General features: G+C 37.9%; 24 protein-coding genes and 1 pseudogene. 18 read left to right on the forward strand and 7 right to left on the reverse strand.

From position 1 onward, the window contains the following. The first annotated feature begins 76 nt into the window (after positions 1–76). The 5 genes from AC1DM9_RS10145 to AC1DM9_RS10165 all read left to right on the forward strand — a co-directional run bounded on the left by AC1DM9_RS10145 (position 77) and on the right by AC1DM9_RS10165 (position 3883). A complete protein-coding gene (locus tag AC1DM9_RS10145; RefSeq protein WP_477579816.1) occupies positions 77–547 on the forward strand; it encodes a hypothetical protein in 471 nt (156 codons plus the stop codon). A gap of 262 nt (positions 548–809) precedes the next feature. After that, on the forward strand, positions 810–1607 hold the full coding sequence (locus AC1DM9_RS10150; protein WP_477579818.1) for a GNAT family N-acetyltransferase: 798 nt from the start codon (positions 810–812) through the stop codon (positions 1605–1607). A 193-nt stretch (positions 1608–1800) separates the two neighbouring features. Then, positions 1801–2100 (forward strand): hypothetical protein, encoded by a 300-nt coding sequence (locus tag AC1DM9_RS10155; protein ID WP_477579820.1) that lies wholly within the window; start codon positions 1801–1803, stop codon positions 2098–2100. Positions 2101–2295: 195 nt separating this feature from the next. Next, on the forward strand, positions 2296–2874 hold the full coding sequence (locus AC1DM9_RS10160; protein WP_477579822.1) for a GNAT family N-acetyltransferase: 579 nt from the start codon (positions 2296–2298) through the stop codon (positions 2872–2874). 115 nt (positions 2875–2989) lie between these two features. Continuing rightward, positions 2990–3883 carry an aminoglycoside phosphotransferase family protein gene (locus AC1DM9_RS10165; RefSeq protein ID WP_477579823.1) on the forward strand — a complete coding sequence of 298 codons (894 nt, stop codon included), beginning with the start codon at positions 2990–2992 and terminating at the stop codon, positions 3881–3883. A gap of 184 nt (positions 3884–4067) precedes the next feature. On the opposite strand, the gene AC1DM9_RS10170 is transcribed toward AC1DM9_RS10165, so the two are convergent. Both AC1DM9_RS10170 and AC1DM9_RS10175 read right to left on the reverse strand, forming a co-directional pair. After that, a complete protein-coding gene (locus tag AC1DM9_RS10170) occupies positions 4068–5276 on the reverse strand; it encodes a sugar efflux transporter (RefSeq protein WP_477579825.1) in 1209 nt (402 codons plus the stop codon). A gap of 32 nt (positions 5277–5308) precedes the next feature. After that, entirely contained in the window at positions 5309–6160 is an 852-nt protein-coding gene (locus AC1DM9_RS10175) for an aldo/keto reductase (RefSeq protein ID WP_477579827.1), read from the reverse strand. Between the two features lie 232 nt (positions 6161–6392). Between AC1DM9_RS10175 and AC1DM9_RS10180 the strand changes: the two genes are divergently transcribed. Further along, positions 6393–7286, forward strand: a complete 894-nt coding sequence (locus tag AC1DM9_RS10180) for an AraC family transcriptional regulator (RefSeq protein WP_477579829.1) — start codon at positions 6393–6395, stop codon at positions 7284–7286. 310 nt (positions 7287–7596) lie between these two features. Here AC1DM9_RS10180 and AC1DM9_RS10185 read toward each other — a convergent pair whose 3' ends face one another. Further along, positions 7597–8682, reverse strand: a complete 1086-nt coding sequence (locus tag AC1DM9_RS10185) for an acyltransferase family protein (protein ID WP_477579831.1) — start codon at positions 8680–8682, stop codon at positions 7597–7599. Between the two features lie 370 nt (positions 8683–9052). Here AC1DM9_RS10185 and AC1DM9_RS10190 point away from each other — a divergent pair. From AC1DM9_RS10190 to AC1DM9_RS10220, 7 genes and pseudogenes are all read left to right on the forward strand, one after another. After that, a pseudogene (locus AC1DM9_RS10190) lies at positions 9053–9595 on the forward strand (GrpB family protein). A 133-nt stretch (positions 9596–9728) separates the two neighbouring features. Beyond that, complete coding sequence (locus tag AC1DM9_RS10195; protein ID WP_477580144.1) at positions 9729–10334, forward strand: CatB-related O-acetyltransferase; 606 nt, start codon at positions 9729–9731, stop codon at positions 10332–10334. A gap of 176 nt (positions 10335–10510) precedes the next feature. Continuing rightward, positions 10511–11641: a hypothetical protein gene (locus tag AC1DM9_RS10200; RefSeq protein WP_477579833.1), complete on the forward strand. Its 1131-nt coding sequence runs from the start codon at positions 10511–10513 to the stop codon at positions 11639–11641. Positions 11642–11669: 28 nt separating this feature from the next. Then, positions 11670–12260, forward strand: coding sequence for a DUF3885 domain-containing protein (locus AC1DM9_RS10205; RefSeq protein WP_477579835.1), 591 nt, complete (start codon positions 11670–11672; stop codon positions 12258–12260). Positions 12261–12281: 21 nt separating this feature from the next. Beyond that, positions 12282–12758 (forward strand): WapI family immunity protein, encoded by a 477-nt coding sequence (locus AC1DM9_RS10210; RefSeq protein ID WP_477579837.1) that lies wholly within the window; start codon positions 12282–12284, stop codon positions 12756–12758. Between the two features lie 96 nt (positions 12759–12854). After that, on the forward strand, positions 12855–13430 hold the full coding sequence (locus AC1DM9_RS10215; RefSeq protein ID WP_477579839.1) for a LysE family translocator: 576 nt from the start codon (positions 12855–12857) through the stop codon (positions 13428–13430). 24 nt (positions 13431–13454) lie between these two features. After that, positions 13455–14231, forward strand: coding sequence for an AraC family transcriptional regulator (locus AC1DM9_RS10220; protein WP_477579841.1), 777 nt, complete (start codon positions 13455–13457; stop codon positions 14229–14231). Between the two features lie 159 nt (positions 14232–14390). Here AC1DM9_RS10220 and AC1DM9_RS10225 read toward each other — a convergent pair. Beyond that, positions 14391–15946, reverse strand: a protein-coding gene (locus AC1DM9_RS10225; RefSeq protein ID WP_477579843.1) for an IS3 family transposase whose coding sequence is annotated in 2 segments (ribosomal slippage) — positions 14391–15307 and positions 15307–15946 — 1557 coding nt in all. Because the reading frame shifts where the segments join, the coding sequence is not laid out codon by codon here. 618 nt (positions 15947–16564) lie between these two features. Here AC1DM9_RS10225 and AC1DM9_RS10230 point away from each other — a divergent pair. The 5 genes from AC1DM9_RS10230 to AC1DM9_RS10250 all read left to right on the forward strand — a co-directional run bounded on the left by AC1DM9_RS10230 (position 16565) and on the right by AC1DM9_RS10250 (position 20402). Further along, positions 16565–16966, forward strand: coding sequence for a hypothetical protein (locus AC1DM9_RS10230; protein WP_477579845.1), 402 nt, complete (start codon positions 16565–16567; stop codon positions 16964–16966). Between the two features lie 661 nt (positions 16967–17627). Next, entirely contained in the window at positions 17628–18221 is a 594-nt protein-coding gene (locus AC1DM9_RS10235; RefSeq protein WP_477579847.1) for a YdeI/OmpD-associated family protein, read from the forward strand. A gap of 144 nt (positions 18222–18365) precedes the next feature. Further along, complete coding sequence (locus AC1DM9_RS10240; protein ID WP_477579849.1) at positions 18366–18683, forward strand: hypothetical protein; 318 nt, start codon at positions 18366–18368, stop codon at positions 18681–18683. A gap of 314 nt (positions 18684–18997) precedes the next feature. Further along, positions 18998–19336, forward strand: coding sequence for an ArsR/SmtB family transcription factor (locus AC1DM9_RS10245; RefSeq protein WP_477579851.1), 339 nt, complete (start codon positions 18998–19000; stop codon positions 19334–19336). 64 nt (positions 19337–19400) lie between these two features. Next, entirely contained in the window at positions 19401–20402 is a 1002-nt protein-coding gene (locus AC1DM9_RS10250; RefSeq protein ID WP_477579853.1) for an NADP-dependent oxidoreductase, read from the forward strand. Between the two features lie 104 nt (positions 20403–20506). Here AC1DM9_RS10250 and AC1DM9_RS10255 read toward each other — a convergent pair whose 3' ends face one another. Genes AC1DM9_RS10255 through AC1DM9_RS10265 form a run of 3 tightly spaced genes read right to left on the reverse strand, consistent with a single transcriptional unit; the run spans position 20507 to position 24556 of the window. Beyond that, on the reverse strand, positions 20507–22027 hold the full coding sequence (locus AC1DM9_RS10255; RefSeq protein ID WP_477579855.1) for an ABC transporter substrate-binding protein: 1521 nt from the start codon (positions 22025–22027) through the stop codon (positions 20507–20509). Positions 22028–22056: 29 nt separating this feature from the next. Continuing rightward, entirely contained in the window at positions 22057–22818 is a 762-nt protein-coding gene (locus tag AC1DM9_RS10260) for a response regulator transcription factor (protein WP_076270578.1), read from the reverse strand. Beyond that, on the reverse strand, positions 22793–24556 hold the full coding sequence (locus tag AC1DM9_RS10265; protein WP_477551660.1) for a sensor histidine kinase: 1764 nt from the start codon (positions 24554–24556) through the stop codon (positions 22793–22795). Before AC1DM9_RS10265 ends, AC1DM9_RS10260 begins: the two co-directional genes overlap by 26 nt. Positions 24557–24628 lie beyond the last annotated feature (72 nt).

The following is a 24628-nucleotide window of genomic DNA, read 5'->3' on the forward strand; positions in this document are numbered from 1 at the left end:
TCAATATGAATTAGAATGAGAAAGAACGCCGATTGAAGTTGAATTTTAAATTCATTGATGAAAGGCAGTGGCATAATTGGGGACAGACATTCATGTATATATCGAGCAGAAAACAATTAAGATTGATAATCCTTTGATTACTGAATGGATCAGTGTAGATGAATGGATATATAACCCTTACTTTGAGGTAAAAGAAGTTCGAAAAAGATACTGGACAGATAGAAATTATCTACTGTTTGCGGTTTTAGCTAATGTAAGAAATCTATATAATATTCAACCAATATCGCTGCCAAAGGGACTTCCTGATGATGCTAGCCCAGAGGTAAAGAATCAAAGTGATGAAGAAAATGGGGACGCTCACACAAGAAGTTGGCTCACTTTAAAAGAACTCCTCCAATATGATTGGCAACAAACAATAGAAGATGACAACGAAGAAATCTTTACTTTTGAAGAGTTGGTTATCCCTTTTGTGAGTGACTTTATCCCACGTCTAAGTAAAATTGACGAACCTGATAATGTACGCATGGTCTTTTGGTTCGACAATTAGTAGCGTTTAAAACTAACGGGACACTAAAGTTGACCAAAGAAGAACAGTTTACTAATGCCGTTGCTCCTTTGTTATCAAGCTATAACGGGTAGGTTAGCGTAAATATAACCATAATTTAGCGGTTAACAATATATGAATAAAACTCAATGAGTATGTAATGCGGTGCCTGCTCATTTTATTAAGCTAATGGGTAGATCAGAAAATTAATGGTAACTGAAACTATGATCGAATAATAATGAAAGCATATTTAATGAGGTGGGTTATGTTCGAGCTGAGTAGGAACGAATTTGCTAAAGTATTACCGATGTTTTCAAAAATCCAAAATAAAGCAGTCTTTGCCTTTTCTGTAATTGAACATGTGCAAAATGGAAGGATATTTGTAAACAGTAGATTAGACCCGTCTGCTGCTTTTCTTACAAGTTGCGGTGGATTTTATTGTTTAGTTGGTAATGCCTCAGATTGCAGATTTAATGATGCTGTAGCGAACTTTCTAAATCATAAAGACAACCACATTGGGTTCTATGCATTGGCGATGTTCACAGACGAATGGGAAAGAGCTTTCCAGAAATATCAACTAGAACATTCAAATAAAATAAAACGTACTTATTTTCGATATAATGAGCAAAAGTTTATTGAAAACAGTAAAGACATACATATAAACATCGATGAAGGACTGCAATATGATGTGCTAAACGAAGATATCTCGAATAGATATCGCGAGGATTTCTATACATACTATAAGATAGTGTGGGATTCAAACGAGCATTTTAATGAGTGCGGCATCGGACATTTTATTACAAAAGAGAATAAAATCATAAGCGTTTGTTCATCCCCTTACGTTGGCGGAGGTTTTGCTGAGATTGATATTATTACAATTGAGGAACATAAATGTAGAGGACTCGCGACAAAAGTTGGTATCGAGTTTATCAATGAATGTCGGAGTAAAAGACTACTGCCAAACTGGAGTTGTCATTCAGATAATCAAGTATCGATATCTCTTGCAAATAAACTTGGATTTGATCAAATAGCAGAGCATCCGATGTATTGGTATAACATGTAGCGTGGCGAGAGCCCATTGACGTAGCGAGCGCTTTGAAGGCGAGGAAATCTCAGATATTTAAAGGTTGGCAGCTTGTTTAATATAGGGAAAAGAAATTGTAGAATATTTTGAGATTAGTCTCCATAGTATAGAAGGTGAATTTTATATTCTACAAATTGGCTTCGTTAAACTTGTTATTGGACGGTGACGAGATATGAAAAAAAGGTATTTATTAATAATGGTACTAATGACTTTTACTGTTCTTTCAATAACGGGCTGTGTACCTGGAGATGGTGTAAATAATGCTCAAAATCCTGCAGGTTTTTTCTGGGGGATATGGCATGGCTGGGTTGCTCCTATTTCAATTATTATTGGCATTTTCAATCACGATATTAGAGTATATGAAATCTACAACTCTGGCTGGTGGTACGATATAGGTTTTTACATTGCTGTCATCAGCGGCTTTGGAGGGATATCACTATCTCGACGAAAAAAAGTAAAACGAGAAGAATAGTTGTTTGTATAATTAGCTCGTTAATCTAACAGATATGGTGATTGAATAGCATAGAAGAATGAGCAGGCGCTGCGGTGGCCTGTTTTTTTTTTTATTAAGCTAACGGGCAAAATAGTTATAACCGAAAATTACTAACTACGCATTGAATTTATTAGTTATAATTATAACAATTATTCATTAAGTGGAGGTGTTTCTGTGCAAGAAATAGACTACAGCTCTTACTTTTGGCAAGACGAAGCTATACGATTGCGGGGAATTTCACTAGAAGATTGGGAAAGCTGTTATGTAAGTGGATATGACACTGCTGCGCGTCGATTGTTAGAATGTGCAACAGAATTGCCGCCTACAATTTCTGAAGCAAAAAGATTTGTTGAGGAAAATACGGACTTTTCATCAACGAACAGTAGAATTATGTTTACCATTGTAGACTTGAATGGTGTAAGCGTAGGCGGTATTAATTTAAATAGCATTGACGAGAGGAATGGAACATTTAGCATAGGCATCGTGATTGATAAGCCCTACCGAGGTAAAGGATATGGTACCAGGGCAGTACACATGCTCCTAAGATATGCTTTCTTCGAGCGTAGACTAAATAAATTCAATGATTATGTTCTTGAAGGAAATGAGCCATCGGCTAATATGCTAAGAAAAGTAGGCTGTGTTCAAGAAGGAATCAGGCGTCAAGTGTTTTACATAAACGGAAAATATCATGATTCCATCTTGTTCGGTTTAACGAAGGATGAGTATGTGAATTTTCTTCACAAGGACCATTAAAATACATAGCCTGGTTAAGCTAACGGAAGAATAGAGATTGATAAACATGTTAGTGCGCTTATTTAAAAATAAAGTTTAAACTCCTAAAAAATTTGAAATGTTAGAGAGGTAATTAATGAAAAATATAAATGTTGATGTTGTTGTAAGATTAATAAATGAACAATTCACAGAATGGTCTGAGTTAGAAATCAGACCTGTAAAATTTAGTGGGAATGATAATAGAACTTTTCATTTAGGTGAACATATGAGTGTAAGATTGCCAAGTGCAGTATCCTATGCACCTCAAGTGGAGAAAGAGCAAAAGTGGCTGCCATTGTTATCAAAAAAACTTTCTTTACCCATTTCCATGCCAATAGCAAAGGGAAATCCTAGTGAAGAATATCCTTGGCCATGGTCAATCAACAAATGGTTGGAAGGAGAGACATTGTCTCAGGAAAATTTAAATGATCTTAATCAATTTGCAATAGACTTGGGTTCTTTTTTAATTGAATTACAATCCATTGATGCTAGTGAAGGTCCGTTAGCTGGGGAGCATAATTTCTATAGAGGCGGATCTATAGCTGTATACGATGAAGAGTCAAGATATGCAATTGAGAATAATAAAGATGTTTTTAATGAACAGGTATTAAAAGAAATTTGGGAATTGGCCCTTGATTCTAAATGGGAAATGGAGCCGGTTTGGGTCCATGGTGATATTGCACCAGGAAATATACTCATTCAAGACGGAAAACTTTATGCAGTCATTGATTTCGGTATATTGGGAGTTGGTGATCCCGCTTGTGATGCTGCAATGGCTTGGACATTTTTTGATGAAGAGAGTAGAAAGATATTCAAAAGTGTATTAAATATGGATGAAGGAACTTGGAACCGAGCAAGAGGATGGGCGTTATGGAAGGCGTTAATAACCTACAATGGTAATAAAAATACTAACAAAGCTATTGCAGACGAATCATATAAAATTATTAATATAATCGTAGACGACTGCGAATCAGAGAAAATTAAAAAATAACTTTAGCTGCCGTTTAACAGAGACTTTGGTTTTCGTCGTGGAGTTTGTTTTATATGAGTGAAAATAAAAATGAGCAGGCGCTGCGGTGGCCTGCTCATTTTATTTAATTAACAGGCAAGCTAGTTCAATTGAGCAGCGTTATGAGTTATAAGGACGGACGTCAAAACAGTACAAGCTGTAGGTCTCAAATTGATAATCGAATTTCTTCTCCTACTTCTGATTTTGTTCGCCATAACAAGACTAATGATAAAATCACAATCACCAGACAAATCCAATACACCGATCGAAATCCTGTAAACTGGGCAATGATACCACTGCCGAGCGTTCCTGCCAGCCTACCAATAGTGGAGGCGTTGGTATATAGCGTTGTAGCTACTCCCGGTGAATCAGGCATCATATTCGTGAAATAGCTAAGTCCATTGCCCATCACGATTGCCACAAACGTTGCCTGCATAAGCTGCGCTATAATCAGTTGAATCGGATCGTTCGAAACACCTAAGGTGACGAAATAGAAAATAGCAATAATGCTGCCAAACATTAAAAGAGTATGATTTGATATCTTTCTACCATACACACCTAAGATCAGCATAATGGGAATTTCAAGGCCGGCACAAATACCGACCACTAATCCAACATCCGTATGCGTGCCTTGAAGCTCGTTCACAATAAAGAGCGGCGTGTTGATTAAATTCATCGCGTTAACCGTGAACAGAAGAATAAAAGCGATAAACGGCAGCCTGATCTGCCTGTTAATGAGCAAAGAGGTACCGACTGTGTTGCTCAACCCGGTTTTTTTTCGATTTGCTTTCCGGCTTGAAAGAAACAGGGATATAAGAGATGCTGTCGTAAGATAGATGGCGGATGTCACCAGAAAGAGACCGCTATACCCAATCGCCGCCAAAAGGAGAGTCCCTGCCAACGGTCCGATTAGAAAGCCTAGAGAGATCAGAGAACGTAATGCAGACATCGCTAACGTTTTGTCGTCGGATTTGCTTTCATTGGCAGATTCCTGTGCATAAGCATAAATTTGCGGTATGGAGGCAGCACCAAATCCACTCAATATACTGACCAAAATCAGCAGAATAAAGAAGTTATCGAATGTCAAATACGCAGCATACACCAAAGCAGACGAAAGCATTGCTGCAATCAATATCCATTTGCGGTCTAGACCGCTATCGGAACGTTTGGCAATGAGCGTGTTCACCAAGATACCGCTTAACGAACTTACTGCCATGAACACGCCGAATGCCCCGGTAGTCATCCCTAAATCTTCTGTGAAATACAGAGCTAGATAAGGCGTTGTAATCGATATTCCGATTCCGATCATCAGCATGCAGATGACGAATAAACGGTATCCTTTAATTTCGAACAATTTCTTTAATCGTGCGTGCAATCTTTAATCCTCCTTCTTCCCACCCAGGATAGCTAGATATCAAGTTTCCGGGTGCCGATCCATTTCACCATTTCAGGATCCCGATGTGAAAAGAACTGGCTCTGTTTCGTATCTAATGAAGCAATTGACTCCATATCTTTAGGGTCTAATTCGAAATCAAAGATATTGAAGTTTTCGATAATTCTTTCTTTACGAGCCGACTTTGGAATGACAACGACTTCTCTTTGTGTTAGCCAACGCAAAACAACCTGGGCAACGGATTTATTATGCTTTTCGGCTATAGCTACCAATAATACATTTTGAAACAAGTTATTTTTCCCTTCAGCAAATGGCGCCCAAGACTCGATCTGAACATTGTTCTCTTTCATGAAGGCTGCATTATCGATTTGCTGGTTGAAAGGGTGTGTTTCCACTTGGTTTACGGCAGGAACAACTTCATTATGAATAATCAAATCTATTAGCCGATCCTCATGAAAGTTACTTACGCCAATTGCACGGACCTTTCCTTCACGATAGAGCTCCTCCATAGCGCGCCAAGAGCCATGCACATCGCCAAAGGGCTGATGAATTAAATATAAATCCAGATAATCAAGCTGCAATCTTGTTAGTGATCGTTCAAATGCCCTCTTTGTGCGCTCATAACCTGTATCCTGTACCCAAAGCTTTGTAGTGATAAATAACTCTTCTCTTGCTATGCCACTCCGTTTTATTGCTCTGCCCACCGCTTCCTCATTTAAATAAGAGGCAGCCGTATCAATCAGGCGATAACCTGCTTTAATAGCTTCATGAACGCTTTCATCACATTCATTTGCATCTGGAATCTGAAAAACACCAAAACCGAGAGTAGGCATTTCAATACCATTGTTTAGAATTACTTTTTGCACGGTAAGACCTCCATTATTTTAGTGTGTAAGTGCAGGGAGCTGAAAAATAGCAATTTCCTTATCAAATGATTCATTGTATATTTGCCGATTACAACCTTATTATGCACTGGATTAAAAAGAGACAGTTATCCCATTCGTATCAAATGTTTGCCTAATCCTCTCACTACCGCTTATGTAACAAATGCATATGGTCTATAATTGAACTATAAAAATAACGTCGTTGGAGGGGCTAATGTCTGAAATAATCATGAAACAGCAGAATGAACTCGCCGAAATCATTAAGCGTTATTCTGGAAGAGACGGTGTACACCCTACCGCTATTCCATCCTTATTTTTCATCCATATCTCAAATGTTAATGAACCCAGGCATGGAGTTTACAAACCTTCCTTATGTATAGTTGTCCAAGGTGCGAAGGAAGTATGGCTGGCGGAGGAGCGCTATAGATACAGTCCTGCTGAGTATCTTGTTGCAACTGTTCACTTGCCGGTCACAGCCCAAGTTACTGAAGCGTCTCCCGACGCGCCGTATTTAGGTTTTAAACTTGAATTTACACCAAGCCAAATCTTAGAGGTTCTACATGAGTCTGAAAATCAAGTGAAATCGAAAATAGATCCGAATCGGGCAATGTTTGTCAGCCAGATGGAATCGACTTTGTTGGATGCGGTGCTCAGGTTAGCTCGTATGTTAGATAATCCCAAAGATATTCCGGTTCTTGCTCCATTAATTACGAAGGAGATTCTGTATAGGGTGCTGGAAGGTGAGAATGGAAGTGTTTTAAAACAAATTGTAATGGAGGGCAGCTCAATCCACCAAATTAGAGAGGTTATTGAGCATATCATGAATCATTATGAACGCAGTTTCCGGATTGAAGAGCTTGCCGAAATAGCGAATATGAGTGTCTCCTCGTTTCATAGGCATTTTAAAGAAGTAACGGCTATGAGCCCAATTCAGTTCCAAAAACAATTGAGACTGCAGGAAGCTCGTCGCCTGCTTTTAAACGAGTCAACAGATGCCACTGATGTCGCATTTCGAGTAGGCTATGAAAGCCCCTCGCAATTCAGCCGAGAGTATTCGCGAATGTTTGGCTTTCCTCCAAGACAGGATATAAAGCGGCAGAAAGCATAATAGGTTAGAAATAAATCCGCGACCAGATAGGTAGGGAAATCCTTAGAAAGTAGACGTGAGCCTAACATTTTTCTTTTTTGGGATTTTATTGATTAGTAGGTTGATGCTTTATTTCAACCATAATTAAAGAAAAAAGACTCCTCGAATTGAGAAATCTCCATTTGTAAAACACGTGCATATATTTACTTTTTTGAACTTGTATCCTTATGAAAGAATAGTATTATTAAGCAATACTATGAAAACTTACTTATAAAAATCTTCATTGAAATTAAATAATATGAATCCCAAATAAATATAATCATTAATATTCTCAGTTGCTGGTTAGCGAAGGTTGAACAATGACATTTTGCTTGTCATCTCTTTTTTTGCCATATCGTAATCGCTTCCTTAATGGTTCTTCATAAAAGCGATATATCACTGCGCTTAGTAATAATGAAAGTACTAGGCAAATCAGAAAGTTCACTATGCTGTTCAACTTTAGAAATTCGAAATAGCGTATGACTAATTGATGAATCATATAAAATGAAAAACTGATCTCCCCTAAGTACACTAATACTTTACTTGATAAAAGCTTAGACAGAATTCCTACCTCATGAGCAAAAGTATAAATCAAGATACACCATATTGGCACAAAATACACACCTCTAACTAGTCCAGTATCAAACCTAACAGATATTAGAAGGAATATTAAGAATAACAATACCGCGAATAATTCTAATAGGTTAAACATTTTTTTGTTTAAATTTTTCATTGGTCTATTAGCAAAAATCATCCCTAAAATTATACCTGTGGAGAACTCGAATAACCTAACAAACGGAAAAATATGCATTAACCAAACTTTAAAATGATCAGACTCATCTATTCTCATATTTAATATGAACAGAGTCAGCCAGATTATAAAAAGAAATAAGCAAGTTTTAAAAATGTGTTTGTTTATTTTGAGTTTTGTAAAAGTCCAGATTAAGAAAGGGAATGTTAAATAAAAAATAGCTTCAACTGATAAAGTCCAAGAAACTCCATTGAAATTAAAGTATGTGCTTTGAATGGGAATGAACGTTTGTATTAGTAAGAGATTTACAGCTGACATAAACGCTAATTTAATGAAGTACAACCCATCGGGTTTAAAATAAAGAATCACTAATGGTGATGCAATCAAAAATGTTAGTACATGAACAGGATATATTTTTGAGAATCTAGCTCTATAAAATTTTTTAATTTTCTCCTTACTCAAGTTTGTAAGCTTGGAATGATAATTGTATGCTAAAATAAATCCGGATAATACGAAAAAAAACTGTACTCCTGCTGAACCTAATTGATATTGTTTCAAAATACCTAAATGAAATATAAATACCATCAGCGCCGCAATAAACCTAAAAGAAGTTAATGAATTTAGCAAGAATGGTCACTCTCCTCATTCAACTGATGTTCTTTAAAGAGAACATGTTGAAATCTTATAACGAATATCTTTTTATTTCAAGTGTTATTTTGTCGTTTAATGAGATATAAATGTAAATTCTAACAAAAACCTTTGAAAGTAGACAAAAGCTCGACTTTCTTTAGTTCAGGATTTTTATGGTTGACATACGATAGTTTGATTATTAATTGCATCAATATTCAACCAGCAAGGTTTACTAGTTTGACCAACTAAGAAACACATTTATGAGCAGGCGCTGTGGCAGCCTGCTCATTTCATAAAGCTAACGGAAAGCTAACTAAACGAATTTGGAATATAATGAAAATATTAGTTTGATGCAGAGATGATATGAGTGCTAGGACTACCCAAAGGTAAAGTCTTTTTTTGCGGCTTGGACGGCAGAGTGGGAGAAGGAATTTATATGGGAGAAGACACAAATAGAAAATGAATTAGTGAACTTATTTTGGCAGTCCACCATATAGGCAGTACAGCTGTGAAAAACTTATCCGCGAAACCTATTATTGATATAGGAATTGAATTGAAAGAATTTCAACTTGGGAGTCAATGTGTCAACGGCTTAGAGAAACTTGGATATGCTTATGGGGGAACAAACATACTACCCGACAGACATTATATCAGTAAGGGTGACCCAAGAACTCATCAAATTCATATGTTTCAAACAGGCAGTTTGTATCTTGAGAAGCAACTTGCATTTCGAGATTATTTATTGGAAAATAACGCAGCACTAAACGAATATCAAGAGTTGAAAGTGAAACTCTCCCAGAAACACCAGACAGATAAACTGTTGTATGCGGATGAAAAAACTGAGTTTATTAATTCAATTTTGGACAGTTTAGGATTCGAGCCAAGTAAAACTAAGAATATTAAAAACTAAACAAAAGATTTGAAGAATCATTTAACTAATGAGGAAGTTAAGTAGAATGATGCATATTAATGAACATAGTTAAAAAAATATATTTTAGGAGTGTCGCTAATTGATTGGTCCAGATATAAAAAGTGTTTTCCCAATGAAGGATATCAGAAGCTTATGTTTTCTTAATAATATAGTGGTTAATCCAAATATTGAAGTTGGAGATTACACCTATTATGACGATAATAATAATCCGTTAGGCTTTGAGAAAAACGTACTTTATCATTTTGACTTTATCGGAGATAAGCTGAAAATCGGAAAATTTTGCGCTATAGCATCCAACGCCAAATTTATTATGAATGGTGGGAATCATAATACAAACTCGTTTACAACCTTTCCTTTTGGGGCATTTGGAGGAGAGTGGGAAGCCGGCCTAAAGAATCTAAGTGGTGGTTTCAAAGGGGATACAGTTATAGGGAACGATGTTTGGATAGGCTATAATGCTACAATTATGCCGGGGATTCATATTGGTGATGGAGCGATAATCGCAACAAACGCAGTTGTAACTAAAGATGTTCCGTCTTATTCCATTGTTGGAGGTAACCCAGCAAAATTAATCCGTTATAGATTTGACGAGGAGACTATTGATATTCTCAATACTTTGAAGTGGTGGAACTGGGAAGTTGAAAAAATAACTGAATATATTCCAATTTTGACAAGCAATAATACGGATGCTTTAAAAAAATTACTGAAGTCATTATAAGAATGGTGTTCTGCTAACAAGGTACGATAGTTGGACAAATAAGGAGCAGTTTGCTATGGCGACTGCTTCCTTTTTCATTAAGTAAGCTGGAAGTTAACGCAATTGTCAGGAAGAATCGTGGACCGTTTCACGTATTTTAAATGTATATATTTTGAAGAAACAGAGGTCTGTTCATAATGATAACCGCAAAAACGGAAAAAGATATTAAAATTGACTCTGATTACTTACAGTCACTATTACGGCGAGTTGTAGCTTCTCAAAATTTACAGTTATTATCGTGGAATTGCAATCCTCTTGGAAAAAACAAGGAAGAAAGTTCGGTTTATAGGATATCTTGTATAGCTCTGGACAACGATAGAAAGCAAAATTATACAATGATACTCAAGTTATTAAAACCTGATCCTTTGCGTAATCAAGTCAATCACTACTACTACTGGAAACGCGAAGCTCTGGTTTATCGTTCAGGGATTCTGAATCAATTGCCACTTGGTATAAGGGCTCCCTTATGCTATACAGTAGAAGAGCATCCGGATGAAAATGTCTGGATCTGGCTCGAGGATATAGTTATTGAAAATGTCCAAAGCGAATGGTCATTCAAGCACATGTGTAAAATATCCTACTTACTTGGCAAATACAATGGCGCATACATAACAGGGACACCTCTCCCAACTGAATCTTTTTTATGCCACAATTGGATGCGTTCTTGGGTGGAGGTGTGTGCTGCTTATGCTAAACCCATTGAGGAGCAAAAAGTTATTTGGGATTCTTACTTGATTGATTTTAATGGTAAGAGCTCTATGTGGGAGCTTTATCGTATCAATAGAGACCGAGTAAACAGCTTGCTGGAGACATTAGAATTACTGCCTCGTGTATTTGCCCATCAAGACGTACACTGGGATAACATTTTTATAGAGCAATTGAATGGAAATGATTCATTAATAGCGATTGATTGGCAGTTTGCAAGTATTTCAGGTGTAGGGGAAGAGCTTGGTCGAATGTTTGGATATGCGTTATTAAAAAAGAAAATTCCCGTTAACAAGGTAGCAGAGTATAAGGAAGAGTTATTTCTAAATTATATGCAAGGACTCAGAGATGACGGGTGGGATGGGGATTTCAAACTTGCCCGTTTCGGTTTTACTGCGAGCGCATCACTTAGGTTTATCATGGTTATTGATAAGATGCTTAGCAATTTAGAAGTAGACGATAAAATAAACCAAAAAGAAAAATCAAGTCATCAGTTGTTAGTCGCTCAGATACTGCTTGATTTGGCAGAAGAGTCTTGGAACCTAAGAAGTCAAATACTATAGTACTTTTCGGGGAAAGGGTGGGAAAAGAGTGACAGCATCACTTGATCGTTATCTCAATGACAAGTTTTTAGGACTAAAATTGGAATCCCCTCTATTTTATAACGCGGATGTAGGTATTCGATTTGAAATTGGTGACCCGAATCCTTTGGTTTCTGATGAAAAATACAGAGAACAAGTTCTCTATCGTACTACTCAACTATTTAAAAAAACGCACAGTGAAAGTGATGAAATATTTATTGTGTTATTTCTTAGTTTTAGAAGGAAGAGTAAGCCTTACAAGATTAAATTTTTTAAAAAAGGCGTTAAAAGCAAGGAAACTTTAAAAAAACTTAATTGTAACAGCATTACGATATCTGATGAAGAGGATGATGAATGGGTATCGTTCCGTTATGTGCTGAGTTGCAAAACATCAGATATTAAACCTGCAATGTTTCTCTTCGCGTATCATAGAATATTTTTCGTGAATACAACTCGTAATACGATTTTTTATTTATATGACAGCAGAGGTTTAGATATTGTTTCTAACACAACGGCACCTCTCCAGGAACTTTACATAAATTATAATCACTGGATATTAGATTACGATAGAGAGAGTATCGACTCCATCTTCAAGTCGTAAGTCATGTTAGGAGGATAATAGATGTTCAAACCTATAACAGATTATGACTTTAGGATATATTCAGACGACAAAAAATCATACATTAATTTTACACTTGAAGAGTATATACATAACCGCCTTCCTAGTCTATCCTGTACCATTGATGTGATTGATAACAAATTTTCAGGTTGTAATGCAGAAGTATGGTTTTCAATAGACGAGCTGATGCAATTTATTAATCAAGTTGAGAGTGGGAGAGTTTCAAAAAAATGCAGTTTACAATCAATGTCTCCGAATGAATTTACAATGTCATTTGAGCGAATCAATCACAAAGGAGACTTTTTGGTTACATATTCATTATCAACTTCAAGATACGATTCCAATGGGCATATAAATTCGACTCTAGCGGGAGAGTTTCATTTTAACCAAGAATTTATCGATTTAACTATTCAGGACCTAAAACGGTTTTCTTCAGTGACGAAGCTTCAAACGGATACCGATTTCAGATTTGCCACATAGAACCATAGCGAAATAATCGTTAGTTCTGCAATAATATACTATAGGAATTTCATTTTAAGATGTAGGCTATGAGAAGAGCTTGAAAGGAGTATTCTCATGGATTTTACATCTTTTTTAATTTACTGTACGATTGCTACGTTTACACCTGGACCTACCAATATCGTCATATTATCCACTGTGCATAATTTCGGTGTGAAAAAGGCAATGAAATATTCGTTTGGAGCAACAATTGGTTTTGCCTCACTACTTGTAATTTCTGCTTTGCTTAACACGATTCTCATAACGATTATACCGAAAATAATCATTGTGATGCAGATCATTGGAAGTGGTTATATGTTTTATCTTGTTTATCAAATTTACAAAATGGATGCATCAAACGGAGCATTAAACCAAACGGCTACTTTCGTTTCAGGATTTCTTATGCAGTTTTTAAATCCAAAGGTAGTATTATTTACATTGACTGTGATTCCAACCTTCATTATGCCTAGCTATAACACAAGTTCTGCAGTCACTTTAAGTATTCTAGCTATCACGTTAATTGGCTTTTTGGCATTTATGACATGGGTTGTCTTTGGTGCGATTTTCAAAGCGTTTTTACAAAAGTATAATAAGACATTTAATGTAGTGATGGCGTTATCTCTCGCTTACGCTGCAATCATGATCTGGATGTAGGCAAGTGATGAAGAGGTGAATCGAATGAACAAATTTATTTATCGAAAATCAGCGGGTATTACGGTGCTGTCAGCGAATATGACTGATTTTACGTATAAAAAGCATGCCCACCAAGAATATGCAATGGGTGTAACTATACGTGGAATCCAAAAATATAATTTGGATGGCACTTTACAATTATCCCACCAGAATGGTGTTATGTTTTTTAATCCGGAACAGGCTCATGATGGAATGGCGCAGGATAAGACAGGTCTAGATTATGTTATGATCTATATTGATCCGCAATTGTTTTTGGAGGTTATTGAGAAAAAGGATATCGTACGTTTTCCTAAACCTGTTGTGTATGATGATCGACTAAAACAAGGGATATTAAACCTTTCCTATGCAATATTAAGCGGAAAAGACGAGGCCGTATGCAGTGAATTATTCGTATCCCTCACCGATAGCCTCGTCCAAACGAAGTTTTCGACGGACAACAAAAAGGATACCGCACTAATTCACAAGGCAAAGGATATGCTTCATGCCAATCTGGAACAGGTATTGAAACTTGATGAGATTTGTAACGAGCTTCATTTATCAAAGTTTAAGTTTATTCGCTTCTTCAAGGAGAATACTGGCATTTCACCGTATCAATACTTTCTTAACTGCAAAATCGAACTTGCTAAACAGTTGATCGAAAAAAATAGAGATATTTACTCTGCAGTGGCTGCATGCGGTTTTGTGGATTTAACCCATTTAAATAAACATTTTAAAAGTGTATATGGCACAACTGCTTTCGAATATATGACATATCTAAATTAGAGGGGCGATAGGTGCCTATGACAGTAGGTGAGATAATCTATAACCACTGGGATTAGACCTGTTATTCTCAATCAAATATAACTTATTAAACATTAAAACGAGGCTGCCGGCACAATGAACTGCACCCTGTCAAGTAGACATTACAAATAATAAAAACTGTTAAACGGCCTTAGTCCTAAACTCCATTGGACTGAGGCCGTTTAGTTTTGCCTGTAATCGTTCGTAATTGTAAAATTGAATGTAGGCTTCAATGTCCTGTTCAAGCTCATCAAAAGTTCGGTATGTTTGCAAATAATATTTTTCGCACTTCAGGGTTCCCCAGAAGGATTCTATAGGACTGTTATCGATGCATCTCCCTACACGAGACATGCTATGCGTTAATTTTTTGCCAAATAACTTTTTGAACCGTAGAGAAGTGTATTGAAAGCCTCGGTCACTATGCAGCATCGGTCTGCTCCTGGGTGCTGCCTTTATCGCTTTTTTGACGGTTTGAAACACGAGGCTGTTGTTGTTCGAGTGCCCGAATACATGAGATACAACGGTATTGTCATGGAGGTCTAAGATGGCGCTTAAATACGCCTTTTGGCTATGACCATATTTGAATTCCGTTACATCTATTACCCATTTTTCGTTCGGCTTTGTCGCAGTGAATTCGCGGTTTAACAAGTTCTCAGCCACGTGCTGAGGCGTTGATGCTCCATATTTCTTACGCTTTCTGCGGCGAATCACTGACTGAATGCCTTGCAGTTGCATGAGGCGCTGGATGCGCTTGTGGTTAATCTGCTGCTCCGTTTCTTTGCGTAAGTGAAGGGTTAATCGACGGTACCCGTAGATACCACCTACCTTCTCATGCAGCGAGATCATCGCTCTTGTGAGTTTTTGGTTTTCTAGTTCACGGTCGCTAGGCTTATGGTTCAACCATTTGTAATAGCTGGAACGTGGAATTTCTGCAATTTCACACAGTACCTTTATGCCGAACTGCCCGTCTTGCTGTACAGATTGAATGGCAAGATAGATGTTTTCTTGACGTACTTGACTTAGCGTCGCCTTCTTTCGAGTTCCTCTAACTTTTTTAGAAATGCAATTTCTGCGCGTAGACGTTCATTTTCAGCCTGCATCTTCATCATGGCAAGCTTTTGGCGGTCTGTATCAGTTAACTCTTCTTCGGTCTTTTTACGTCCACGTCCATCCTGCAGCGCATCTTGCCCGCCGTCTTGGTATTTCTTCACCCACTGATATACCTGTTGGTAGGAAACCTGATGTTGCTCCGCAGTCTTCCTATAGTCATCGTTATTTGTCAGGCAATATTGAACAATCTCTATCCGTTCTTTCCATGTCGTAGAACGCCCTTTCGTCATAGCCATTGCTCCCCCTTTATAGGCTTTTAAGCTGCTATGACTATTATACTTCTTTACCCAGTTCGATAGCTGTGTTCTACTCGCAATCTTGTATTTATCAATGATGTCGTATTGGGATATTTCTCCCTTGAGGTAATCCAACACCGCCTGCAGCTTAAGTTCTGCGGTATAGCTGCGATTAATCGTTTGAATTTCTAACCCTTCCGAACCATAGACTCTATACCTTCGTTGCCATTTCGCCAATGTTGTTTTTGATAAGCCATATTTGTAGGTAGCGGCCATAAGGCCTAGTTCACCACTTTCAATCTCTCCGATAATGGTAAGTTTCTCTAATACGGAATATTTAACTTTAGACATGAAAATGCTCCCCTCATAGCAACAGGTTTTTTATTATTTCACCTGTCTACTATTTGGGGAGCATATCACAAATCGGCAGCCTCGTTGCGTTTACGAGCAGCTTAGTTGAGATGAAAATGTTTATTTTGGAAGATATACCATAAATTAAAACATTTTTGGATATCTAACGTCTATACAGTTATGGTTTTCAAAATTAAAGAAAGGAGTTCTTATAAAATTATGGAGGTGTTTAATTGAAAACACTATATCTAATACTAGGTGGAATCATTAATTCATTTTTAGCGCAGATGTTTCCATACATTATAAAAATCAGTGCATCATGTATATATGTAATAGGTTATTTTATGGGATTTCATGACGGTTCTGATATGAGAGGAGAAGAAGATGTAATAATCGTCCTCCTACCCATAACTCTTTTATTATTAACTTTATTTCTAGCTATTTTAATATTTAGCAATCGAACAATTTTCAGAAAAATAAAGATAAGAAAATCACGGTTCGTTTTGTTTAGTTTTGTATCTTTTGTACTTTTTTTTAGTTTAAGCATGATGATTTTTGACCCTCCTAATCTTACATAACGACTTGAGATAAAATTGATAATTATGGAGGTTTAAAAGTATGGATGAAATAGTAGGAGAATGGTCTGCAGATGCTTTATTTGCTCCGGGACCTAGTGATGAGATCATTTATTTTCTAGAACACGGAGATGGGTGGATAGAATACCTAAATTGGTCACTTTCCGCAATCGAAACATTTAGATGGTGGCGTAATGAGGAAGGGAGAATTAATATTAAGGGAGAAACCTTTCATTCAAACTCTGAGCCTCTGAGAAAGTCAAACAAAGTACATTCAAATTTATTAATAAATATTCAACAAGGAATTACCACATTAGATAAACCCATAACTATCCTTACAGTAGAAAACGATATCCTATATGAAACAAATAAATATGGTCTAGTGAATAAAACAATAGAAAAGGATTATTTGGCTAAAAGACTGCTGCTTTTAAATAAAAGATAGTTTAACTGTGAACGACAGTTTAAGTTAATGGGTAAAATAGTAAAAAACAATGAGTGGCTGGAGTGTATGCGTAAGGTGGCTAAGCATATCGTGGAGCGATGTGCAGCTTATCCGGTGCTAATCGCAGTGTTCGCCGAAAAAATCAACTAAGATGAATATCGCCAGTATGCTCAATCGATGTTAGGCATAAAAGAGGAATGAATGGAGAGGCTTTCGGAATATTCCGGAGGCCTTTTATTCTGTTTGTGTAAAGTGTCAAAATGTAAAAATCGACTGATTTCATAAAACAATGAGAACGATAGTCCAACAAGCACAAGAATGAGGAGAACAGCAAGAAATATTAGGATCATTAGTGAGCCAATTGGCATGGTAATATCTTGTGAGGGTATATCTATAAATTTGGTTGTATACAATGAAATTGTTAAGATAAAAAAGTAATTTGTAATAGAGTTTGTATTCAAACTGTACAATCCATAAAAATGCAGTACAATGGAACCTATGTTCAATAGATGAAAAAGTGATGACACGGTATTAGTCGGTGTCCATCAGCTTGGAGCGGGCACAAAAAGGGACAAGCTTAGAAAGTAATCCAGTAGATTTATTAATGATCTGCTTATTATTAAAAACATAATAGTAATTTGATGAAGAGGGGTATTCCTTGATGACAAATAGTGGACTGAATCTTAAGGTTGATGGATTTATAGGTAAATCTAAAAAGTGGAAAGAAGAATATAAGAAGTTGAGAAATATCGTACTTGACTGTGAGCTGACCGAAGAATATAAGTGGATGCATCCTTGTTACACATTTCAAAATAAAAACATAGTTTTAATCCACGGATTTAAAGAATATTGCGCACTTCTGTTTCACAAAGGTGTCTTGTTAAAAGATCCCAATGGCATCCTAATCCAACAAACTGAAAATGTACAGACGGCACGCCAAATTCGGTTCACCAGCGTTAAAGAAATAGTTGAAATGGAAGCTATCTTGAAATCCTATATTAATGAAGCCATCGAAGTTGAAAAAGCCGGTTTGGAAGTGGTTTTTAAAAAGAATACAGAATACACAATTCCTGATGAATTTCAAAACATATTAGATGAAATGCCTGCCTTGAAAACTGCTTTTGAAGCATTGACGCCGGGACGGCAAAGAGCGTACATTTTTTATTTTTCTGAACCCAAACAATCCAAAACTCGCGAGTCAAGGGTTGAAAAATATAAGCAGCAAATTTTGGATGGAAAGGGTTTAAATGATTAGGATGTGTATTTGTTTTCCTGTTCGAAAGAAATAGAAGAACCAAGTCGCTAAATACCATTTAGCTAATGGGACTTATAATGAAATCTATTGGCTTTTTAAACTAAACGGTAAAAGAGTGATTTTATGTTCATTGTTACTGTGGAGATGACTCAGGAGCGAAAAGATCAGCTGCTTAACTGGATTGACTCACATCAGAAGGCTACAATGGAAAATGATAAGGGAACTCTGGCAGGGCTGAAATGGATGGTTGATAAGTTGGATTTAACTGATCATCTCTACTCAGAGATGGCTGTAACAACTCCTTTTATTATTAACCAAACTATTATTGATGAATGCAAGAAGAAGTTTGAAGAAAATTGGATTCATGCGTTATGGAATAGCGGATTTGCTTTGGCAGTATTTGCGGTTATGGATCTATTTAACATTCAAATTGTGGAATTTCCAACTGCAAAAAGAAACTAAGAAAGAATTCTTATATAAAGCGTGGGCTTCGTGGTTAGAAGGTAAATTAAATTACTCAGCACTGGGTCTTTTAGTTGCCTATTTAGCGGGAATAGTTATCGTAATCATTACCTTTAGTATTAAGCGGTCTGATGAAGATTTTGAGTTCATGTTTATCTTTAACTTTTTATTATGGGGTGGAGTTTGATTTTGCGGATAAGAACGGATACCAGCGCTGCTCCGCCAGCATAGGTATTGTATAAAATATTCGATCTCGTCAAAAAGTTGGTTATAATAGGTTTATATAATTAAACGCATGAACGGAAGTGAAGTGTATGAGCCAAAATACTGAACATATTGTACAGCAATTTAAAGATTCCATTCCCTTGCTGGATGTTCTTACAGATGAAAAACGTCAAGCCATAATTTTGCTGCTTGCACAGCATAAAGCTGGACTTAATGTTAATACTATAGCGGATCAAATTGACTTGTCCCGGCCTGCCATCTCCCATCATTTGAAGGTATTAAGACAGTCTGGCTATGTTAGTTACGAGAAAAAGAGCGTAGAAAATTACTATGTCCTGACTCTCCGCAAACCATTAGAGCAACTTAAATCTTTAATTGACGCTATTGAAGCTCAGTGTAGCGGATCTTTGCAATCTTCAATGGAATAAAATGAATTTTTTCGCTTTATACGTTTATATGTTTAAACGAATGATCTTAAAGGGAGTGATAATAATGAAGGCTATAACGATAGAGAGATATGGGAAAAATGTACCCTTAATAATGACGGAACGACCAATGCCTACAATGGGAGAACATGATGTATTAGTAGAGATTTATGCGGCGAGCTTAAATCCTATCGATTTCAAAATAAAAGAAGGAAAAGTAAAATTACTGCTAACGTATGACTTTCCTTTAGTTCTCGGAAATGATTTTTCTGGAGTAGTAACCAAGGTTGGTGAACGCGTGAGCACATTTAAACCCGGTGATGAGGTTTATGGAAGACCTCGCAAAGACAGGATCGGAACGTTAGCTGAATATATTGCCATTCATGAAGATGATATTTCTCTTAAACCAGAAAACCTAAATTTTGAAGAAGCGGCATCAATCCCACTGGTCGGACTTACGACATACCAAGCCTTTTACGATATTTTGAACCTTCAAAAAGGACAAAAGATTTTGATTCATGCAGGATCTGGAGGGGTAGGAACATTTGCTATCCAACTGGCCAAATGGATGGGCGCTTATGTCGCCACAACAGCAAGTGATAAAGGCTATGATTTGGTCAACTCACTGGGGGCCGATCAAATCATTAATTATAAAACAGAGAATTTTGAAGAAATGCTTACAGGCTATGACGCGGTGTACGATACCTTAGGTGGGACAGCATTGGAAAAATCATTCCAGGTACTGAAACCAAACGGTAAAATAGTATCGGTCTCCGGCCTGCCCAATTCCAGATTCGGCAAGGAAGCAAAATTAGGCTGGTTGAAGACGGCCGTTCTATCCATTGTGAGCCGTAAAATTACAGCCCTAGAGAAGAAAAGCGGTACGAGATATCATTTCCTCTTTATGAAACCAAGCGGAGCTCAATTAAAGATCATTAAGAAGTTTATAGAAGAGGGTGACATTATTCCGGTTATTGATAAAGTCTTTGATTTTAAAGATACAGGGCAAGCCTTTCAATACCTTGAAAGCGGTAGGGCTAAAGGAAAGGTAGTCGTTAAAATAAAGTAAGTTTTACCAAGTAAAATAGTAGAATGACAAAAGGCAGCCGATATAGGCTGCCTTTTCCGCTTATATACATATTCATAAATAGTCTGTGGGAGGCATTATAGCACTTACCTCTTTGCGCTTCGCTTCTCATCCAACTGCTTCTGTATTTCTTTCCGCACCTCTTCGATACCTGCTTGTTTTAGCTCCTCGTTAAATTTGGGGAGGATTGTGTCAACATCGACTGTACCGGTCATAAGGCTTGGATAGTATTTTTTCCAAATCATCTCGATGTTATCGGTTTGGGCGGTCAGCTTAGATAGATCAGGCGTGAAGCCAAGAATGGTGGACTTGATTGCTTCAGCGTTGTATTTGCGGAATTGATCCCACTTATCGAGCGGTTCCGGGTTATCGCCGCCTATAGTTTTCAAGATAAACCAGTTACCCTGTGTATATTGTACTCCTGCATAGCTCGCTGGTGCATCCGGGATCGGGTTGCCTTGGCTGTCTTTGCCGGGAATGGGGATCGCTTGCCCATGTTCACCTAGCGTGTAATGCAATCCTTCAATTCCATAGTTAAATAGGTTTCGTATTTCAGGGTCTGTATTAAGCAGGTTCAGAAACTTAATAGACTCAACAGGATGCTTGGTGTTGGCATTAATAGCCATGATTCCGCCACGGACGGATTCCGTAGTGACGACACTATGGGTTACAGGATTCGATACAACCTTGTAGCCGCGATCCTTACTCCAATTCGTATCCGAGAGTGGGCCGCCGCCTGAGGATTTCCAGAATACCTGATCCCCACGCTTAAGTCCGCCAGGCTCCCGCAGTGCAGCATCCTTGTTAATGAAGCCCTCTTTATAATACCGTCGCATTGTGTCTAATATCTGCCGGGCTTCCTTTGTTTCAAAAATATTCACGACCTTAGAGTTAGGGTCCAGTGATTTCACCATTAACGGAACTTTATGATTCAAAATATACTCGTAGCCATAGAGAGCGAAGAAATTTTGTGAATCCCGATCTAATTCCATTGGTATATAGGATGGTTCATTCTGCTGAATCATCCGGAGCAATGGTTCTAGCGATTCCAGCGTATTATACTTGGTGATATCGATATTGTACTTTTTTACGATCGAAGCAGGGTACATCCAATGATCACGTACAGCCAGCTCTTTATTGGTCGGTACACCATAAATGCCTCCATCATTCATTCGTACCCCTTGCCAGAAGGTGGGGTCAATCGTGTCGTACAAATCCTTACCTAGACTCAAAAGATAGTCATCAAGTTTCAGCCATGCGCCGCGCATAGCGGTAGTTGCATAGTTGGGGGCAAAAGCAATGTCGAACGGGCTACCTGCGGATATGAGCGTGTTCAGCCGATCCTCATACTCCTGCCAACCCACCTTAATATAGGTGATGGTCACGCCAATTTTACGAGCCATAACCTCATTGATTTTATCATTTACGAGCTTCAGATCTTTGTCAGGCTCTCCAATTGTGTAATAGATCAGATTTACCGTGTCCCCATGATACTTATCATTGTTGTTTTTGCTAGCTTGCCGGGAGCAACCGGTTATATATGCTGTGAGCAACAGAATAATACTGAATGTTATGAAGATATATCTGTATCTAGAGTGCTTTTGCATCGATATCCGCCTTTCTGCCGAGTTCGTTGTTAACCTTTTCCCCGCAGATCAGAGGGAGATTTTCCGAAAAAGCTTTGAAAATGTGTATAGAAATAATTGAGATTGTTGTAGCCGACGGAAAGGGCGATAGAAGAAATCTTCTCATCTGTCGATTGAATTCGTTCTTGTGCGAGCAGCATACGGTAAGCCATTAGATATTCTGAAAATTTCATTTCGGATTCTTTAAGAAATAATTGTCCGAGATAGGTACTGTTCATCTGGAAACGTTCTGCCACTGATTTTAAAGTAATATTCTGAGCATACTCCGTCTTGATCATGAGCAAAATGCGGTTAACCAGCTTGGATAAGCTGTCATAACTTACACCGAGTACCGGGTCCTTGTTCAGGCTCTCGCAGCTAGCATTACCTATCGTACCATGGAGATCCTCAACAATAATTTTCTCAATTACTTGCTGCAGCTTTGTACGATCTAATGGCTTGAGCAGATAGTCTTTCACACCACAGCGAATGGCTTCTTGGGCATACTTGAATTCACTATAGCCGCTCATAATCACATATTTGGTAGGGATTTGGAGCTCATTAAGTCTATGAATCGTTTCATAACCAAGATCCTTGCCAACACAGACATCAAAAATAGCGACATCAGGCAGCAGGTCTACAACCTTGGACATGGCGGCTTCCGTAGATTCGCACGTATCTATTCGACTGAAACCGTATTGTTTCCAGTCGAGGATTCGCTTCATCCCCTCCAAAATCTGTGGTTCATCATCCATTATCAGCAGTTTGTACATGTTCAATCACCTCTTTTGGAATCCGTACAGAAATCTTAACTCCAGCTTCCTCATTATTTCCAATCTCTATAAAAAAGCTTTTCCCGTAAAAGAAGTGCAGCCTCGTGTAGACGTTGCGCAAACCGATACTCTCGGAAGAAGTATCATCCTGGTTGGACAGTGTGCTTCGCACTGCATTTAAACGCTCCGCCCCAATACCACGCCCATTATCCACAAATTCCAATACATAATAATCTTCGGCTTCCCAGCCGTTAACGATATACAAATTAAACTCATTGCTTGCGCTAAAGCCATGGATGAAAAAGTTTTCAGCCAAAGGCTGCATCCAGAACTTTACGGTAGGGATCGAGAGTAGCGCAGGATCTACATTGACCTGATAAAAAAAACGTTCTGGATATTTAAACTCCATAATTTCTAAATACTTTTGCAACAATTCCAGCTCACTTGAAATCGAAATAATATTTTCCTTTTTGACGATTTCGCGATAGAGCGCCCCTAAGGTAGCAATGGCATCAGCGGTATCTCTGTCCTGATTAACTAGAGCAGTGGAGCGGATGACCTCTAACGTATTATAGAGGAAATGTGGGTTGATTTGATTCTGAAGCGCTTTCATCTCGGTTTCTTGCTGCTTTAGTTTAAGTAAATATTCATTGCGGATATGCTTATCTAACTGCTGAATCATATCATCTAGTTCCCTTGCAATCATGCCGTATTCATTTCGACGATAACGGGCAGGGCGATTAGGTGTGAAATTAGCAGATTTCACGCGACCAATCGATTGAATAATGCGGTGCAGGAAGCGGAAATCATCCCGCATATTATACACAATTAGCAGTAGTACACTTATCATGGTCGTTATTACGATCAGAAAGATGGTAAGCAGCATCCTGGCATGCTGCTTAATCAGCATGGATAAATCAACGATGCTAACGAACTTGAAATTAAACTTGGTGGATGGAAATGTAATATAAAATATATGCTTGAACAAGCCCTGTGAAATAACGCCATGACTGCGTCCATTCGCCGCTGCGAGACGCGATAATTCCTCTAATTTCTGATCCTGCCCGCTGCCGATAAGGTAGACCTCACCAGAGGTACTGACTGCAGCAGCTTTTCCCAAACGATAATTTTGTATAGATTTAAAGACTTGATCGCTGCTGACCAAGAAGCGCAGCTCCCCTAATTCCTTAGAGCCCAGTGATGTATCCGATAGTTTCTTGCGATATACGAAGCCTTTTAGAATCGTATCGTGAAAAGCTTCGTCTGTATTTGGAAGACCGAATATGAAGCTTGCAATTCCGTTTTCGTTAAAGCGTACAACATTGCTATACTGATTGGTATGCAGACTAACCTGCGTAATTTCACCCTGCGCCCAGCTGTACAGGTAGGTTTTAATATCCTCTGGGAAGGATACCAACGGCTGTGAGAATTGGCTGTTTTGCAGACTATTGGTTAAATAGCCTTCAACACTGCTGTTCAAAAAGCTGCGAGCATCTTCCATTAGACTATGATTGGAGTATATACGCTGCATGTAAGCCTCAATTCGGTCAGCATCGTACTGCAGCTCATTCTCTACACCTGCGAACGCATTTGCAGCCTCTAAACGAGCATCACCAACCCACTGATTCAGCAGCATGACACAGGTCAGAATGCCAAGAGCGAGTCCGATAGTTACGACAAAGACGACATAGGCAATAAACTTGTAACGATAAATTTTGATTTGTAAAAAAGAGCTCATATGGCACCTCAATTGCAGCAGCTCGCCTTAAAGCAAGTGGTTTCCATACCACTTTATCATGATTAAGCGAAG

The sequence above is a fragment of the Paenibacillus sp. 01T431 genome, from assembly GCF_056398625.1.